This window comes from Chloroflexota bacterium (assembly GCA_034717495.1).
Classification (GTDB): domain Bacteria; phylum Chloroflexota; class Anaerolineae; order JAAEKA01; family JAAEKA01; genus JAYELL01.
On record JAYELL010000036.1, the window covers coordinates 1 to 15,822 of the forward strand.

At 58.5% G+C, this 15,822-nt stretch carries 12 protein-coding genes; 4 read left to right on the forward strand and 8 right to left on the reverse strand.

Going from position 1 to position 15,822, the window contains the following annotated elements; all coding sequences use genetic code 11:
• The first annotated feature begins 499 nt into the window (after positions 1-499).
• Positions 500-1,549 (forward strand): hypothetical protein, encoded by a 1,050-nt coding sequence (locus U9R25_06810; protein MEA3335605.1) that lies wholly within the window; start codon positions 500-502, stop codon positions 1,547-1,549.
• 69 nt (positions 1,550-1,618) lie between these two features.
• On the opposite strand, the gene U9R25_06815 is transcribed toward U9R25_06810, so the two are convergent.
• Positions 1,619-2,548 carry a tRNA (adenine-N1)-methyltransferase gene (locus U9R25_06815; GenBank protein MEA3335606.1) on the reverse strand — a complete coding sequence of 310 codons (930 nt, stop codon included), beginning with the start codon at positions 2,546-2,548 and terminating at the stop codon, positions 1,619-1,621.
• A gap of 154 nt (positions 2,549-2,702) precedes the next feature.
• Between U9R25_06815 and U9R25_06820 the strand changes: the two genes are divergently transcribed.
• On the forward strand, positions 2,703-3,176 hold the full coding sequence (locus U9R25_06820) for a hypothetical protein (GenBank protein MEA3335607.1): 474 nt from the start codon (positions 2,703-2,705) through the stop codon (positions 3,174-3,176).
• Positions 3,177-3,278: 102 nt separating this feature from the next.
• Here U9R25_06820 and U9R25_06825 read toward each other — a convergent pair whose 3' ends face one another.
• The 7 genes from U9R25_06825 to rnc all read right to left on the reverse strand — a co-directional run bounded on the left by U9R25_06825 (position 3,279) and on the right by rnc (position 12,973).
• A complete protein-coding gene (locus U9R25_06825) occupies positions 3,279-4,478 on the reverse strand; it encodes a DUF4097 family beta strand repeat-containing protein (GenBank protein ID MEA3335608.1) in 1,200 nt (399 codons plus the stop codon).
• 18 nt (positions 4,479-4,496) lie between these two features.
• Entirely contained in the window at positions 4,497-4,886 is a 390-nt protein-coding gene (locus U9R25_06830) for a DUF2089 domain-containing protein (protein ID MEA3335609.1), read from the reverse strand.
• A 180-nt stretch (positions 4,887-5,066) separates the two neighbouring features.
• Positions 5,067-6,563, reverse strand: a complete 1,497-nt coding sequence (locus U9R25_06835; GenBank protein MEA3335610.1) for a zinc ribbon domain-containing protein — start codon at positions 6,561-6,563, stop codon at positions 5,067-5,069.
• 29 nt (positions 6,564-6,592) lie between these two features.
• Positions 6,593-7,495 (reverse strand): DMT family transporter, encoded by a 903-nt coding sequence (locus U9R25_06840; protein MEA3335611.1) that lies wholly within the window; start codon positions 7,493-7,495, stop codon positions 6,593-6,595.
• Positions 7,496-7,514: 19 nt separating this feature from the next.
• A complete protein-coding gene (smc, locus tag U9R25_06845; protein ID MEA3335612.1) occupies positions 7,515-11,231 on the reverse strand; it encodes a chromosome segregation protein SMC in 3,717 nt (1,238 codons plus the stop codon).
• Positions 11,221-12,165, reverse strand: coding sequence for an SDR family oxidoreductase (locus U9R25_06850; protein ID MEA3335613.1), 945 nt, complete (start codon positions 12,163-12,165; stop codon positions 11,221-11,223). Before U9R25_06850 ends, smc begins: the two co-directional genes overlap by 11 nt.
• Positions 12,152-12,973, reverse strand: coding sequence for a ribonuclease III (rnc, locus tag U9R25_06855; protein ID MEA3335614.1), 822 nt, complete (start codon positions 12,971-12,973; stop codon positions 12,152-12,154). The genes U9R25_06850 and rnc overlap by 14 nt, the downstream gene beginning before the upstream one ends.
• A gap of 494 nt (positions 12,974-13,467) precedes the next feature.
• Between rnc and ftsY the strand changes: the two genes are divergently transcribed.
• Together ftsY and prfB are read left to right on the forward strand one after the other, a co-directional pair.
• Positions 13,468-14,415 (forward strand): signal recognition particle-docking protein FtsY, encoded by a 948-nt coding sequence (ftsY, locus tag U9R25_06860; GenBank protein MEA3335615.1) that lies wholly within the window; start codon positions 13,468-13,470, stop codon positions 14,413-14,415.
• Positions 14,416-14,551: 136 nt separating this feature from the next.
• Positions 14,552-15,668, forward strand: a protein-coding gene (prfB, locus tag U9R25_06865) for a peptide chain release factor 2 (GenBank protein MEA3335616.1) whose coding sequence is annotated in 2 segments (ribosomal slippage) — positions 14,552-14,617 and positions 14,619-15,668 — 1,116 coding nt in all. Because the reading frame shifts where the segments join, the coding sequence is not laid out codon by codon here.
• Positions 15,669-15,822 lie beyond the last annotated feature (154 nt).

Here is a 15,822-nt window from a genome sequence, read left to right on the forward strand (position 1 = left end):
CGCCAGCAGGCGTACCGTGAGGTAAGGACGCGAAGCGCGAAGGGTGCGGAGGACACGAAGGATACGGGGACGCGGGGATGGGGGGACGCGGGGAGGGGGCGACACGGGGAGGGGGATACGGGGACACTGGGATGGGGGGAAGGTTTGGACCACGAAGGCGCGAAGTCTTACGCGCCAGCAGGCGTACCGTGAGGTAAGGACACGAAGCGCGAAGGGTGCGGAGGACACGAAGGATACGGGGACGGGGATGGGGAGTCGAGCGCACGGTTTCCGTTTGCGGTGAGGGAAGGCGCAAGGTATAATCGTCGGGTTTGATGGCTTCGACCGGAGCATGGGAAAGGTCGAAGCGGTCCGTTCATTTGAAAGTTTTATCGATGTCCGGCACCCTGGAACAGTGTACGGCTGCCTTGATTGCCGCAGGTATTGCCGGTTACCTGGGAGTTATCCCAAATGCACTTGGGATAAATTTGGGATAGAGGGCCTGGAATTGGGAAAAGACTTGGGAAAACGATCGATTGAGGGACATGGACTATCGAGCGCCCACCTGGCACGCTGGATCGCCGTTTTTCTGGCGGTAGCTCTTCTGCTGGGCGTTGGCCCAACCCTGGTGTCCGCCCAGGATCCCTGCGATCCGGGAAATCTCATAGACAACTGCCGCTTCGATTCCTTCAGCGGCAGTCCGCCGCGGCAGGTGCCGGCAGGCTGGGCGCCCTTTGTTGTGTCAGGCGACCTGACGTTCAAGCAGGATGTCGACACCGTGTTCGGCCCTCCGTCGCTGCGTATGTGGTCAAACGGCGGTACGTTCACCGCAGGTATCTACACCCAGGTAGGGGGATTGGAGCCGGGCAAGGCGTATATTGCCTCGGTCGGATGGGGTGGACCCAACGCGCCCGATACCTTTGGACGGCGTCTGGGCATCGATCCCACGGGTGGCACCGATCCCACATCTCCCAACATTGTCTGGGGCCCGATGCACTACGGCAAGGGGCGCATCCTGAACCGGCCAGGTCCCCACTCCCAGGATAAGCCCAATCTCGATGTTTCAGCGGTAGCCCAATCAGATAGGGCCACGGTATTCGTCTGGGTCGAACATCCCAGGTCCACCGGTGACAACATGATTTTCATCGACAACGTGGGATTGCGGCTGGACCCCAATCAGCCAGCGCCCACGCCGACCCCCATGCCCCCGACTGCGACGCCGCTGCCGAACCCAACCTCCATACCGGAGACGGAGACTCCAACCCCATCCCCAACCGAAACGGTCCTGCCAACGGATACGCCGACTGCCACGCCAACGCCTAGCGACACAGCGACAGCGTCGCCGACCCCGACCGACACACCCAGCCCGACGGCAACGCCCAGCCCTACGATCACACCGACGATCACGCCGACTCGGCCACCGAGACCCACGGCAACCCCTCTGCCCATGCTCGCGCAGGTTGGACAGGCGGGCCAGCGGGAACCCTCGCTACTGCTTTATACCGGCCTGATTTCCTCGGGAGCTGCCTTTCTGATCAGTCTGTTTCTGTGGCGGGTCCTTCGTCGCTAGAGCCAGTGACTGGATGGCTGCTCTGTGTAATTTTCCGGCCTGCATTTTTGGTGAGGTCAACCCCGGAGTCTATTCGCCGTCCGGTGAGTCCGGACTACTTTCGGTGTCAGGGCCAGGGTCGCTGATATTTTCCCGGTTGGCAGCTGTCTGACGGGCCTGATAGCGCTTGCGATCTGTGGTACGCCACTGTTCGCCCTCGGGAAGAGTGACCTTGCGGGCGAAAACCAGATATCCCGTATGGGCCACCATGCGATCGGTAGGTCGAAGGCGGGCAGCCACCGGCTTATAGTGGCGCAAAAGAAGTTCGTGCACGTCCAGATCGGCGAATCCATGCTGCGGCAGGGCGGTCAATAGTTCGCTGACCTGATTGGTCGTGGGGAGCAGGCTTCCAAAAAAGCCCCCGCCTTTGAGCGCACGGCGAACCGCATCCAGGTAGCGCCATGGTTCCCGTAAGTCGAGGAAACAGGCGTCGACATGTTGTTCGTCGAAGCCATCGGCAATATCGCGGACCTTTAGATCGACATAACGCAACAGGTCAAAGCGCACCAGGTTATTGGCTGCCACCCGGCTCATCTTGTTGCGCATCTCGTAGCTATACACCCGACCGGAAGGCATAACGGCCCGAGCCAGTGCCATGGACAGTCCACCGCTGCCCGTACCTGCTTCGATCACGCGCCGTCCTGGATAGAGGTTGAGGCGTAGGACGATGTAGGCGGCATCCTTGGGAAAGACGATCTGGGTCTCGCGTTTGATGTAGCGGATCAGATCGTGGGTGGAGGGTTCCAGGACCAGGAATGCATGGCCAAGCTGGGTGACCACCATTCTTCCCAGGGGCTTGTCGATGATCTCCTCATGGCGAATGATACCGCGGTGGGTGTGCCATTCGCCATTGCGCTGCAGTTTAACCAGTGTACGTTTTCGGTCCTCCCCAACCAGTAGAACCGTGTCGCCGATGGCGGCTACTGGTTCGGCGTCGGGCAGTGGTGTGATATCAGTCATACAACGATTATACTTCACCCGCGGGGGCCGCGCAATTGCGAGACGTTGACGTCATGTGCCAACCATGGTATAAGAAATCCTGTGATCCGGGGACCGAATGGCGGACCTGTCAGCCAGGCGGATGTTAACCCGGGGTGATTGGAAAGGACCATCGATGCGCCGAGCGAATCTGCAGGCCGGTTTAGTGGGCGGTGCTATGACTGTGGGGTTGTCGATCATTGCTCTGTTGCCCTATGTGGGAGCCTGCATTGCCTTGCCGCTCTTTCCCCTTGTTTACGTACTGATTGGCATGATAGCGGTGCGGGTGAGTGACTATCCGGCGGGGGTATCTGAGGCCTCGGTGGGCGGTGCCGTCGCTGGCGCGATCGCGGCCATTATCGGTGGGCTGGCGGCAATGTTCCTGGCACCCATACGCCTGGCCATCGCCGGTGGACCTGAAGAGTTGGTGTTGGCGTTGCCTGCCGACACGATTCAGTCGTTGGTTCAAGCTGGACTCGATCCGGTGGCTGTCACTGAATTCGTTGGGGGCATCGGCATCGGTATGCTTTGTTGCATCGCCCAGTTGACAACGGGTGTGCTGCTTGCTGCAGTGGGGGCTGGGCTATATGCGGCCTACCGGCAGACATAGGGGCGGAGTCTGCCCTGCATTTTCCCTGGCCTTCACTGCTGGACTCCCGCTTTCCCCGCGTTCGCGAGGATGGCAGCGGGAGTGACATGGACCCATGGCCGGTCAATCTACGATCCGAAGCAGCGATTCTGCCTCCTCCACGGTAATCTCGCCATTCGAGAGACTCTCCAGTATCTCCATAGCCGTGTTCTCCGATCGCGTTTGCACGGGCTGGGTCGGCGGCAGGGCCGCAACCGGTTTTTGCCCTGGATCGACCACCTCTGGTTGCAAGGGCGCCAAGACTGATTCCGAACGGGCGCTGGGTTCTTCGATCGCAACAGGGATTGCGCCGACCGTTCGAACTACGATATCGCCCATGACCGTTTCCAACTGGATATCCGCCCGGGGCTCGTCGCCCACGACGCCGATGGTGCGGCCGCCGCCAAATCGGCTGGCGGGGCCTGGACGCCCCACTCGAACCTGGGGAAGATCGGAGTCGATCTTGCCTCGACGTGTTGCGGCTTCAACCCGTACGCCGACCTGAGCCGGCATCCGCATACTGATGTCGCCTTTGACGGTGGTTGCACGCCACTCTCCGGAGGCTGGTTCGCCATCAACGGCAATATCGCCTTTGGATGTTGTGATCTGTAGGTTGGCTATCCTCACACTATGCAACCTGCAATCGCCTTTGGCGGTATTGATGGCCAATTCCCGGGCGTTGGCATAGCGCACACCCACGTCGCCTGCCCCCAGATTGACGGAATTCTTTCTTGCTGTTTTGCCGTTGCTGGCATCGCCTGAATTCCAATTCCGGATGGTTGCATCTCCAGCGCCCGAATTGATTTTCAGTGTGCCGGCCAAAGCGCTCACCGTGACGTCACCTTTGCCCGTTTCCAGGACGGCGGCGCCTCGCTGTTCGCTAACAGCGATATCGCCGTAACCGGTTCCGACGGTCAGCAATCCTCGCCCGCCCGAAACGGATATATCGCCTTTTCCGGACGCCAGGTTGTGGGCGCCGCTAACTTGACTGACCTTCAAATCTCCTTTGCCTGTGTGCAGACTAAGATCGGCGTCAATTCCCGTTGGAAGTGTCAGGGTTACATCGATACGACGGTTCCGGCCGATATCGACGACGTTCTGTTGGATGGTCAATGTATCGCCGACGATCTGGGTTTCCAGTTCTTCCTCCCGGTTGGAATGGATGCGAGCACCCAGATGGATCTGGTCGCCATTGCCGCTGGCGATCTGGATGTCGCCGAGACCCAATCGGGAATCGATCTTTGCGATACCCTTCGGATCGAAAACTCTTTCTACCTTGATCATGTTTTTTCTCCTATGATGTCAGAATGTTGAATCACCTGGTGCCGGAGGCGCCTGTTTGAGAAGGGCCAGGGCCTGGTCAGCCGAGAGTTGGCCCGATCGAAGCTGGTTCAAGATGGCTTGCCGTGAGGCGGCGGGGGAGTCCGGAGTTGGTTGCTCCAGGTTCTGGATGAGTTCATCCAGCTTGGCTCTCACGGTAGGGTAGGAAACACCCAGGGTTTTCTCCAGCTCCTTCAAGTTGCCGCGGCTGCGCACGAAGAGCAGAAGAAAGGTCTGTTCTTCCTCAGTCAGCGAGCAAAAAGGACAGGGACTGTAACGACTGCGTACCTGGGTGCCACAGGTGTCGCAAGACACCTCAGTGATCGTCAATCTGTCGCCACACGTGGGGCATGCCTCGATGATTTTTCGCATAATACCCTCCAATCTGATGTGATTATATCAAAAAAATTGATAAATGTCAATAATTAATCCAAAATTTTAAGTTTTATAACAATACCTTCCAGGAATCGCCATCCAATTGCGCTGCAAAAAAACACCCTGCCGGGTTGGCAGGGTGTTGAAATGCTGCTGCTTCCTGAGCGCGGCACTTTGTTACAGGCTTTCCTCAAAAACCACGCCACAATGGGGACAGGTGTTGTCCCACTCGCCGACCTCGCCGCCGCAATCGGGACAGTAGAAGCCGATCTTGGCGCCACAGCGGAAGCATTCGGTTGCTTCAGGATCGAGAACACCGCCACAGTCAGGGCAGAGAATCGCCTGGCAGGTCGGACACTCGACGCTCCCCCGGGGAACCTTCGCCTGGCAGTTGGGGCAGGGGAAGGTCGGCACCGGGGCGCCTTGGGTGCCGCAGCGGGGGCAGGCGCTTTCTTCCATCGTCAGCACCAGGCCACACTGGTTACAGATGCGGGAAAAGCAGTCGGGACAGACAGCCTCGCTGCGCGGGAAGCGGGTCTTGCAGTTGGGACAAACAGCCATCGGCAGTACGCCTGCCACATCGGTAAAGAGAGCTACCTGACGGTCGGCAATGTCCTCCATGACGTGCCCACAGTTTTCGCAGCGTTCCGCCGTGCCGAAGAGCCGTTGCTGGCAGTGGGGACACACCCGAAGAAAACTGTGGTTGCAGTTGGGACAGACCGCTGCCGAGGCCATTAACTCGAAACCACAGTCGGGACAGGGGAAGCTCAAGGACAACCGGCACTTGGGACAGGTATCGGCCTGCTCTTCCACACCGGTGCCGCAGCCGGGGCAGATCAACTGGCCACACAACGGGCACAAGCCTTCCTCGATCCAAATAGTACCGTGGCAGCGGGGACAGGCTATGCTCTCAGGATGGGACAACGAAGCGGCGGCAGCGCCCTGGGCTGGTTGTTCCAAGGCCGGAGCTGTGTCCGGAGGTGCCGCCGGCTCTGGCTCTTCCTCCTGCTGGAAGATCTGCGGATCGAGTCTGCTGCCGCAGTTGGCGCAACTGGCATCACCGGGGCTGATCTCGGCGGCGCACATCGGGCAGACGAACTCGTAGTCGATGCCGCAATTGGGGCATTCTGTATCAGCCTCGGTCAATGCCGCCCCACATTGCAGGCAAAGATTGCCATCACAGGCGGGGCAACGCTCTGCGCCGATTTCGATCCTGGCTTTGCCGCAATGGGGACAGGGTATCACGAACTGGGTGCCACATTGGGAGCAGCTTTCATCACCTGGCTTGAGAGGCGCATTGCAATCCGGGCAAAACAACTCCAGCTGCGCGCTGCAGCCTGGGCAGGCTGTATCGTCTTCACCCAGCGGTGTGCCACAATCAGGGCAAAGAGCCTGGCTGCAGTGGGGGCAGCTGTCGTCGCCAAGCTCCACCTCCAGGCCACAACTGGGGCAGGGAAATACGAAGCGCAGGCCACAATCGGGGCAGACTTCTGCTTCCGCTGACACGGGGCTTTCGCAATTCGGGCATGCCAACTCGAACTCTGCGCCACAACGCGGGCAAAGCGTGTCGTTGTCGTCCAGGGAAGCACCACATTCCGGGCACAGGGCTTGATCGCAGTTGGAACACAGATCAACGCCCAGTTCATTTTTAACGCCACACGAAGGACAATTCATAATTGGGTTCTGTTGTTTCCTTTTTCTGGTTAGGGTTCACCTGATATGCTTGATATGCTGCGTTCGGCCAGCCAGACGCCTCCGAGAACCAGGAATGTACCCATCAGTTGAGCCTGAGTGATGGTCTCGCCGAGAAAGAGCATAGCGAAAACCATGGTGATCAGAGGGATCAGGTAGATGTAAACGGCAGCCCGGTTGGCAGTCAACCACTCTGCAGTTTCCCACCACCACAGGTTCGCCAGCAGGCCGGGCCCGATGCCAAGGATCAACACAGCTGCCAGGGCGGGTAGGGTCAGGGTGCTGTCACCGCCGAAAACCAGGGCGATGGGCAAGAGTGTCAATGCCCCCATGGTGGCTGCTGCTGTGGTCACGATCAGGGGTGGATAGGCCTCCAGGAGTCGCCCACCGATCACAAAATAAAAGGCACCCATCAGGGCGGAAAGAAGCACAAGCAGGTCGCCAAAAGCTGTGGAAAGATCGAAATCCAGGAGGAAGCCATTGGCGCTGACAACCCAGGCACCCACCAAGGCCAACACGATTCCGATCCAACCGGCAAGGCCGACCTGCTGGCCAAAAAAGATTGTTGCTAACAGGGCAGTGAATATGGGAACTGTGTTTGCCAGGAGCCCAGTGTTGACAGCGCTCGTGTGCGCCTGACCAGCGATCTGCAGCCCGTAGAGCAAGGTTACACCCACCATGGACAATAAAAAAAACGAGAAAAACTCTGAGCGGATCGCGCCGCGGAACTCATTCATCTGGTCACGACGAATCAACAGGAAAACTGTCAGAACGGCGGTCACGAGCCATCGGCCAGTTACTACAGCGGCAGGGTTAAGATCTCTCAGGGCGATCTCATTGAGGATGAAGCTTGAGGCCCAGAGGGTGAGCAGCGAGGCAAGCTTAATCCACCGGACGGCAACCATGCCAGGCATTCGAATATCCAGCCGACCGTTAAGCGGGCTGGTACCGCTCCCGCCGGCTATCGAGGTCTTCCAGGTGAAGTGACAGAGCCTGGGAGGAGCTGTCGGAACCCATGGAGATGCCGTAAATCGTGTCCGCTGCTTCAATGGTGCCGCGGTTATGAGTAATGATAATGAACTGGAGGTCTTTTGCGGCCTCCTTGATCGCGGCGCGGAAGCGATTGACATTGGCCTCGTCCAATGCGGCGTCAACCTCATCCAGGATGCAGAACGGTGGAGGGCTGACCTCCAGAATACTCAGAATCAGCGCCGCCGCGGTGAGACTTCGTTCGCCACCGCTGAGCAGCGGCAATGCCATCGTGCGTTTTCCCGGAGGACGCGCAATGATCTCGATCCCACTGTGCATGGGGTCATCCGGTTCGTTTAGCTCAAGTCTGGCCGTGCCGCCGCCAAACAGGGTGGTAAACTTCTCCTTGAATTCCCGCGCGACTGCCTGGAAGGTGACCATGAACTCTCGTTGCATCACTTCGTTGAGCTCCTGGATAACCTCTTCCAGGGTGTCCGCTGCCTGTTCCAGGTCAGTCGCCTGGCCCGTCAAAAACTCATGCCGATCGCGGGCTTCCTGGTATTCCTCAGGAGCATTGGGATTGACGCTGCCCAGGCGATTGTATTGCGATCGCAGCTTGCGAATGTCTTTTTCGACCCGCTCCGGGAGTTCTTCGATGACCGGCAGGCGTTCTATGATCGGCCGGATCGGCAGGGGTGGCTGGGAGTCGACCTGCTCCGGTTCATCCAACTCTACCAGGCCGACATCATGTTCGATCTCGCTACGCAGGTGGGTCAGTTCATCGGTGGCTCGTTGCAGGGCCAATTGGGCCTTGTTGGAAATTTGCTCCTCATACTGAAGATGGCGACGGTGCTGCGATTCCTCTTCTGCCAGGGCATTTCGTTCCGTGTCAATAGTCGAGAGTTCTTTTTCAGCTGGATCGATGCGATTGGCGTACTCATCAATTTGCGCGCCCAGAGTCTCATCCTGGAGCTGCAGATTACCCAACCTGGCGGCCAGGGCTTCCTGTTCTGCCACTAAGCCGTCGGCCCGGGCCTGCTTGAAACGAATCTCTTGCTGCAACTGGTTCAAGCTTCGCTGCTGATTGGACAGGATGGCTTGCTCGCTGGCAACCCGGGCTGCAACGACGCTCGCCGCGGAACGTTGTTCCATCAGATCGGCAACCATTTCCCGGGGATCCAAGCCCGTCAGCTCGCGCTCAGCCTCTGTGACGGTCAGCTGCGCTTCCTGGATCGCCTCGGCTAATTGAGATATCCTTGTTTGCGCCTCCAACTTTCGCGTCGAAAGGCCTTCCTGCTCCTGGTGGGCCTGGGACAGTCGTTGATTTCGCCAATCCAATTCCTGGGCGATCTGGGTTGCCTGGCCCTGAAGTTTGGCCAGCGCCGCGGTCTGGGTCTGCTGTTGCCTGGAAGCGTCGGCCAGCTCGTGATCAAGGTTGTTTAGCGACTGTCGCTGATCCTGGATTGCCTGCTGCAGGGCAGCCAACTGGGCTTGTTGCTCAGAGACCTCTTTCTCGGCCTGGCGAAGCGCTTGGGGCAATTCCCTCAGAGACCGTTCTCTTGCCAGCACCCCTTTGTCCCTGCGCGCGGCACGGCTGCCGCCACTCACACTGCCCCCTGGACGTACGATATCTCCTTCAAGCGTGACAATGGTTGGTCGATTCTGTCCGGCACCGCGAACGCGGCGGGCGACAGCCAGGTTTTCGGTGACCACCACGCGACCGAGTAGATAATCCACCAACTGGCCCAACTGGGGATCGGCCTTGACCAGATCAGCACCGACGCCAATGACACCCGCGCCGGAGGGCACTGAGATTGGCCGGCCAGGCCGAATCGTGTCCAACGGCAGGAAAGTTGCCCTGCCGCCGCTTGTGCGCTTCAACCAGGCAATTGCCTTTTCGGCGTCTTGCCAGCGATCGACAACAATGTCCTGCAGGCGGCCGCCCAGCGCGGTTTCAATGGCAAGCTCCAGCCGTTCCGGCACGTCGATCTGGTCAGCAACCGTGCCAATGATTCCCGAGAGTTCTGAGGATGAGCTACCGAGACCGCGGAGGACGGACCGGGCGCCACCACCATAGCCTTCGCCTTCATCTTTGAGCCGCTGCAGCAATTCCAGTTGATCTCTCAAACGGTCTGCCCGGCGTTGACCCTGGGCCAGCTGCGATGCCCATTCCGACGATTGCGCCTCGTTTCTATCAATCGCCTGCACCAGTGTCCCGCGTTGTTCTGCCAACGTCTGTCCCTCTGCCTCCAGTTGGGACAGTTGGGCCTCCAGCGAAGCGACCTGGGGCAGGAATTCCTGGTGACGGGAAACCGATGCCTGCAATTCCTCCTCTAAACGAGTGATCTCCGCCACCAGGGTCTGGCGCCGGCCTTCCTGCTCTACCAGGCTTCGCTCGTAGCCTATCTGCTCGGTTTGCAGCTCGGATGCAAGCTTTTGTGCGTCGGCCAGCGCAATCCCATGCCTTCGTCGGGTAGCCTCAGCAGCGTCGACTCCCGCCTGGGCCTCCTGGATACGGCTCTCCAGTTGCTGGAGATTTTCCTGCTCACTTGACAGCGCGGCCTGGGCAACCTGGACATGTTCGACCTGAGCTTGCCGTCGTTCCTGCATGGGATCGAGTTCGGCCAGCAGGTCGTCCCGGCGTTCGGCCAGCTGACGTTTGCGCTCTGAACCCACCGCCAGCTCGCGTTGCATGGCTTCCGCCTGGCGATGCAGGGTGCTGCTTGCCCGGTGCCAGTCCCCCAGTTTGTTTCGCAGGAAGGCATGGCGTTCGCGCAGGGTGGTGTGCTGGCCGTCCAGCTGACGCAGCGTTTCCTGGCGGGCTTTGACCACTGCACCGGTCGAGGTCTCCTCCTCGCGCGCCAGCGCCAGACTGTTCCGGCTGCGATTCCATCGGTATCCATACCACACCCGCAGCTGAGTATCGAGATCGGCCTGAACCTGAAAACGCTTTTCGGCGCGGGTTGCCTGGGTCTTGAGGTAGCGCAAACGGGGCTCTATCTCGTTGAGGATATCCCGAACCCGTTCGAGGTTGCGCCTGGTTTCGGCGAGCTGGCGCAGGGCAGTATCGCGCTTGGCCTGATGGCCGGTGATGCCAGCAGCTTCCTCCAGCAGGGCGCGGCGCTCATCGGGTCTGAGCGATAAGGCCTGATCGACCAATCCCTGGCCAATCATGGTGTAGGTCCGTTTTGCCAGACCAGATTGACTCAGCAGTTGGTTGATGTCCTTCAACCGCACGCGAGTGCCGTTCAGATAATACTCGTTTTCACCTGATCGATAGGCGCGCCGGGTGATAACCACTTCGCCATAGTCCACCGCCAGCCAACCGTCGGTGTTGTCCAGTGTCAGGCTGGCCTGGGCCATGCCCAATCGGGCGCGCTCGTTGGAGCCGCTGAAGATCATGTCTTCGCTGCGTTTGGCGCGCAAACGAGTGAAGCTTTGTTCTCCAAGAACCCACTGGATCGCGTCAGAGATATTCGATTTTCCACTGCCGTTGGGGCCGACGATGGCGGTCAGCCCTCCCTTGAAGTGGAAATTGGTTTTGCCAGCGAAGGTTTTGTAGCCGTGAAGTTCAAGTTGTTTGAGACGCATAGGCTTTGTGGTGTCGTTAGGATCGATGTCGATTTCAGCCTCCATGGGCGTCCGTTCAGGTTCCTGGTCGTTCTCCGGATCAGTTTTCATGACCCGCGAAACCCTCGTCGTAGCTGCGAATAAGGGTGTGCAACAGCTGTTGAGCAAGCCTGGTATCCAGAGTGCAATCCGTGGGACGTGCCAGGCCACTCCCGCGGCTCAGGCCGGACAGGATAAGGTTCCGGTCGAGCCCGTAGTAACCCGCCAGGCGTTCGCCCATCTCGAAGCGGCTGAGAGCCTGAGGCCCTGCCACGTTGATGACGCCGCTAAGCCTGTTTCCTGCCAGCTCCAGCAGAGCGGAGGCCAGATCCTCGATCCAAATAGGGCAGCGAATCTCATCGGTAAAGAGGGTGACTGTCTGTCCCTTCCTGTTGCTATTGACAAGCCAGGCCGTGCTGTCGTCGGGCGGGTCCAGGCGGCCAATCAGGGAGGTCCGTACGATGACAGCCTGGGGTGCTGTGGCGCGGACGGCATACTCGGCTTCAGCTTTTGCTACACCATAGTCGTGTGTTGGCAGCGGGTTTGGTCGAGCCGTTTCGTCGTAGGGCGCCCCTTGGCCGCTGAAGACCACATCCGATGAAAGGTGAACCAACCGGGCGCCAATGAGAGAAGCCCCTTCCGCCACGTACCGGCTGCCATTAACGGTGGCAGCCTGCGCGTCCGGCCCAGCCTTCTGATAGGCCGTGTGGATGATGGCCGTTGGACGAATCTGCCCAAGGAGATCCAACACCTGCTGCCGTTCCGAGATATCCAGCTGGGCCAGGCGCACGGGGCCCTTGCTCGGATCGGGAGGGTTGCGATGCCAGGTGCCCCAGATCTTGTTAAAGGAACTGGTGGCAACAGATGCCTGTCGAACGATTTCCCCGCCGAGGAAACCGCTGGCACCTGTCACCAGGAGAACAGGTTGATTGCCAGGCTTATCGACGCAGGGTTCGGGCTGGTTTGCTGCTCGCGGTTTCGGCAGTGACTCGCTAGACTGGTGCATTCTCCACCAGGGCGGATGTATCAATAAGGTCGGCCGCCACGTCTTCCCTTGCCACAATCCCTTGCTGCGCAATAGGCTGACCGATTTCCAGGCGCCGGAGGGCATCGGCCGCAGCTCTTTGTGACGCCTTTTGTTTGGACTGACCGTCACCCCGGCCCCATATCTCACCGTTGACGAGTACCTGAACGGTGAAAAGCTTGGCGTGGTCAGGGCCTTCGGCGGCCACAGTCTGATATCGTGGTGTTGACCGAAGCTCGCTCTGACTCCATTCCTGGAGGCGACTTTTGGCATCCTTGATTGCTGCCTGCTCGACCATTTCGGGCAGAACCGGTTCGACCAGCGGGAAAAGAAGGTTGTCGACCGCTTCCAGGTCCTGGTCCAGGTATAGTGCTCCTACAAGCGCTTCGAAACCGGCGCAGAGAATGGCGGGGCGTTCTCGACCACCCGTTTCATCTTCACCCCGACCCAGAAGTAAAAACCGACCCAATTGAAGTTCCCTGGCGAAACTCGCCAGGGTTTCTTCCCGGACCAGGGCAGCTCGCAGGTTGGTAAGTGGGCCCTCTCTGAGCTCCGGAAACCGGTGGTAGATCTGCTCCCCAATCACGAAATCGAGAACCGCGTCGCCCAGAAACTCCAGCCGCTCGTTGTCGGCCTGGATGAACCAAGGTGATTCGTTGATGTACGATCGGTGGGTTAACGCTCGCTGCAGGAGAGTTTTGTCTTTGAAGTTGAGTCCGCTGGTTTCCTCGAAGCGCAAGGCTCTTTCGAGCGGCGCGCTGATCGCTTGCAGAGATCGGGAGTTGGTCATTCGTTTTGCTCCAGAACCTGATCAACTTCCCTGTGTTCACGGTATGGTTCTTCAACCCTGCCCACAGGGAAGTAACTCAGTGTGTCTAACCATGGCACCCGGGCAGATAACCGGGTCACTTTGCGACCGATTATAGCACAGCGCCTGCGATTCCTCAATATTCTTTTCGGCTACGCCCCTCGACAAGCTCGGGACACTGCTCAGGACAGCGTTGCGGTTGTATTTTTTTCAGATTTCACCGCTGATTTACGCAGACCTTCGGCGCAGATCAACGCTGATCTTCTCTGATGTCTGATCAGCGTTGACCTTGCAGTTCATACTTCGGCACCGCTCAACTTGATATGCTGCCATTTCGGAATAAACTGAAGAAGCATGTATAATTGGTAAATGATCAATGGTCAATTCCTTTTTTCCCGGGTGTGGATCGATTTACCATTAATAGTTCACCAATGGTTTGTTTTCCAATTAGCAATTGAGGAGGCTTAGGTTTAACTGTGCTTAAGTTGTTTAGAAGATCGCAGGATGAGCAACAGGCTGACGAAAAAAGGCTTCACGACAGCCTGGAGAAGACCCGCGGTGGCCTGTTAGGTCGGCTCGGGACGATTTTTCAAGCCAATGAGATTAGTGAGGAAACCTGGGAGGAACTGGAAGAGACTCTGATCATGGGTGATGTGGGCATCGAGACCACCATGGAATTGGTCGACCGGGTCCGCGAGCAAGTAGAGCGGCAGAATATCAAACGCCCCGACCAGATGCAGGAAGTGGTCAAGCAGGAAATGCTGGCGGTGCTTGGCCAGGCGGAACCAATGGAGATCGACGAGCCACGTCTTCTAACGGTTGTATTGGTGGTCGGTGTCAATGGCTCCGGAAAGACCACAAGTATCGCCAAACTTGCCAAGCTGTATTCGGACCATGGACGGACTGTCTTGTTGGCGGCAGCGGATACATTTCGAGCTGCGGCTGTGCAACAGCTTCAGATTTGGGGAGACAGGGCGGAGGTTGATGTGATTGCTCAGGGCCAGGGTGCCGACCCTGGTGCCGTGGTCTACGACGCCATTCGCGCTGCCCAGGAAAGCCGCCAGGCGGATCTGTTGATCATTGACACTGCGGGCCGCATGCATACCAAGTACAACCTGATGCAAGAGCTGGAGAAGGTCCGAAATGTCGCCTCCCGACAGGTGCACAAAGCGCCTCACGAGGTGTTCCTTGTGTTGGATGCGACTACCGGACAGAATGCCTTGAGCCAGGCTCGACACTTCAAGGAAACCGTGGAGGTCAGCGGTGTAATCCTGACCAAGCTGGACGGCACGGCCAAGGGGGGTATGGTGTTTGCCATTGCCCGCGAATTGGGGGTGCCGGTGCGCTTCGTCGGTACCGGTGAGACGATGGAGGATATGGCACCTTTCGACGCGCTGGTTTTCGTCGATTCGCTGTTCGAGTAGAAGTCGCGATCATAAGGGGTCGGTTGGCGGCCCCGGGTTGGACAATAATCACGGTTTTCAAGTAGCAACAGGGAACCGAAAAGCCCGAGGACCTTGACTCTCGACAAAGAGAAAAGCAAGAGGAGAAAGCATCATGATGGAAGATACCCGAAAAGAATTGCTGGAGTTGAACGAACGCATTACTCAGATCCGGAGGCGGCTTTGACCTGCCCAAGCAAGTTGAGAAGCTAGAGCAACTGGAGGAAAGGGCCGCAGATCCATCGATTTGGGATGATCCCATCGAGGCCCAGGCAATGATGCGTGAGCTGTCGGGTCTCAAGGATATGGTGGCCACCTGGGATGGCCTGGCGCAGCGAGTGCAGGATGCTCTGGAACTGTTGGAATTGGCCGCGCTGGAAAAGGACCAGGAGACAGCCGATGCCGTGGCTGAGGACGCGGCCGCCATCGCAGAAGAACTGGGACAGGTAGAATTCCAGCTTGTACTCAGTGGGCCTCACGATCGAGCTGGCGCAATTCTGGCGATTCACGCAGGGGCGGGTGGGACAGAAGCCCAGGACTGGGCGGACATGCTGCTGCGCATGTATCTCCGGTGGGCCGAACGTCGCAAGTTCCGCTCGGAGATAACCGATCGCACCGATGGCGAAGAAGCCGGCATCAAGAGTGTTACTGTTGAGATCGATGGCGAGTGGGCTTATGGCTACCTGAGTTCCGAACGCGGCGTACACCGATTGGTCCGCATCAGCCCCTTCGATTCCTCGTCTCGGCGCCATACTTCCTTCGCTATGGTCGAGGTACTTCCTCTACTGGATGATGATATCGAGATCGACATCAAGCCGGAAGAAGTTCGCCTGGATGTCTTCCGCGCGGGCAGTGCCGGCGGTCAGCACATGCAGAAAAACTCCACCGCCGTGAGGCTCACCCATCTGCCGACCGGCGTTGTGGTTCAATGTCAGAATGAACGCAGCCAGACCCAAAACCGCCTTGCGGCGATGCGGGTGCTGCGCGGCAAACTGTATGACATGGAGCTGCAAAAGCTGGAGGAACAACGCTCCCGGCTCAAGGGCAAACATGTAGAAATGGGTTGGGGCAATCAGATCCGGTCGTATGTGCTGCAGCCCTATCAGATGGTCAAGGACCTGCGCACCAACCACGAGGTGGGTAATCCCCAGGCCGTGCTCGATGGGGACCTGGATGGATTCATGAAAGCCTGGTTGAAGGACCGCGTGGGGGAGAACGGGTCGGATAGCGGGTAGGGGAGTGGGGAAACAAGTAGACAGGGAAACAAGTAGACAGGGAAACAAGTAGACAAGGAAACAAGTAGACAGGGAAACAAGTAGACAGGGAAACAGGGAGACAAGGGAGCAAGGGAGCAAGTAGACAAGGAAACAAGTAGACAGGGAAACAAGT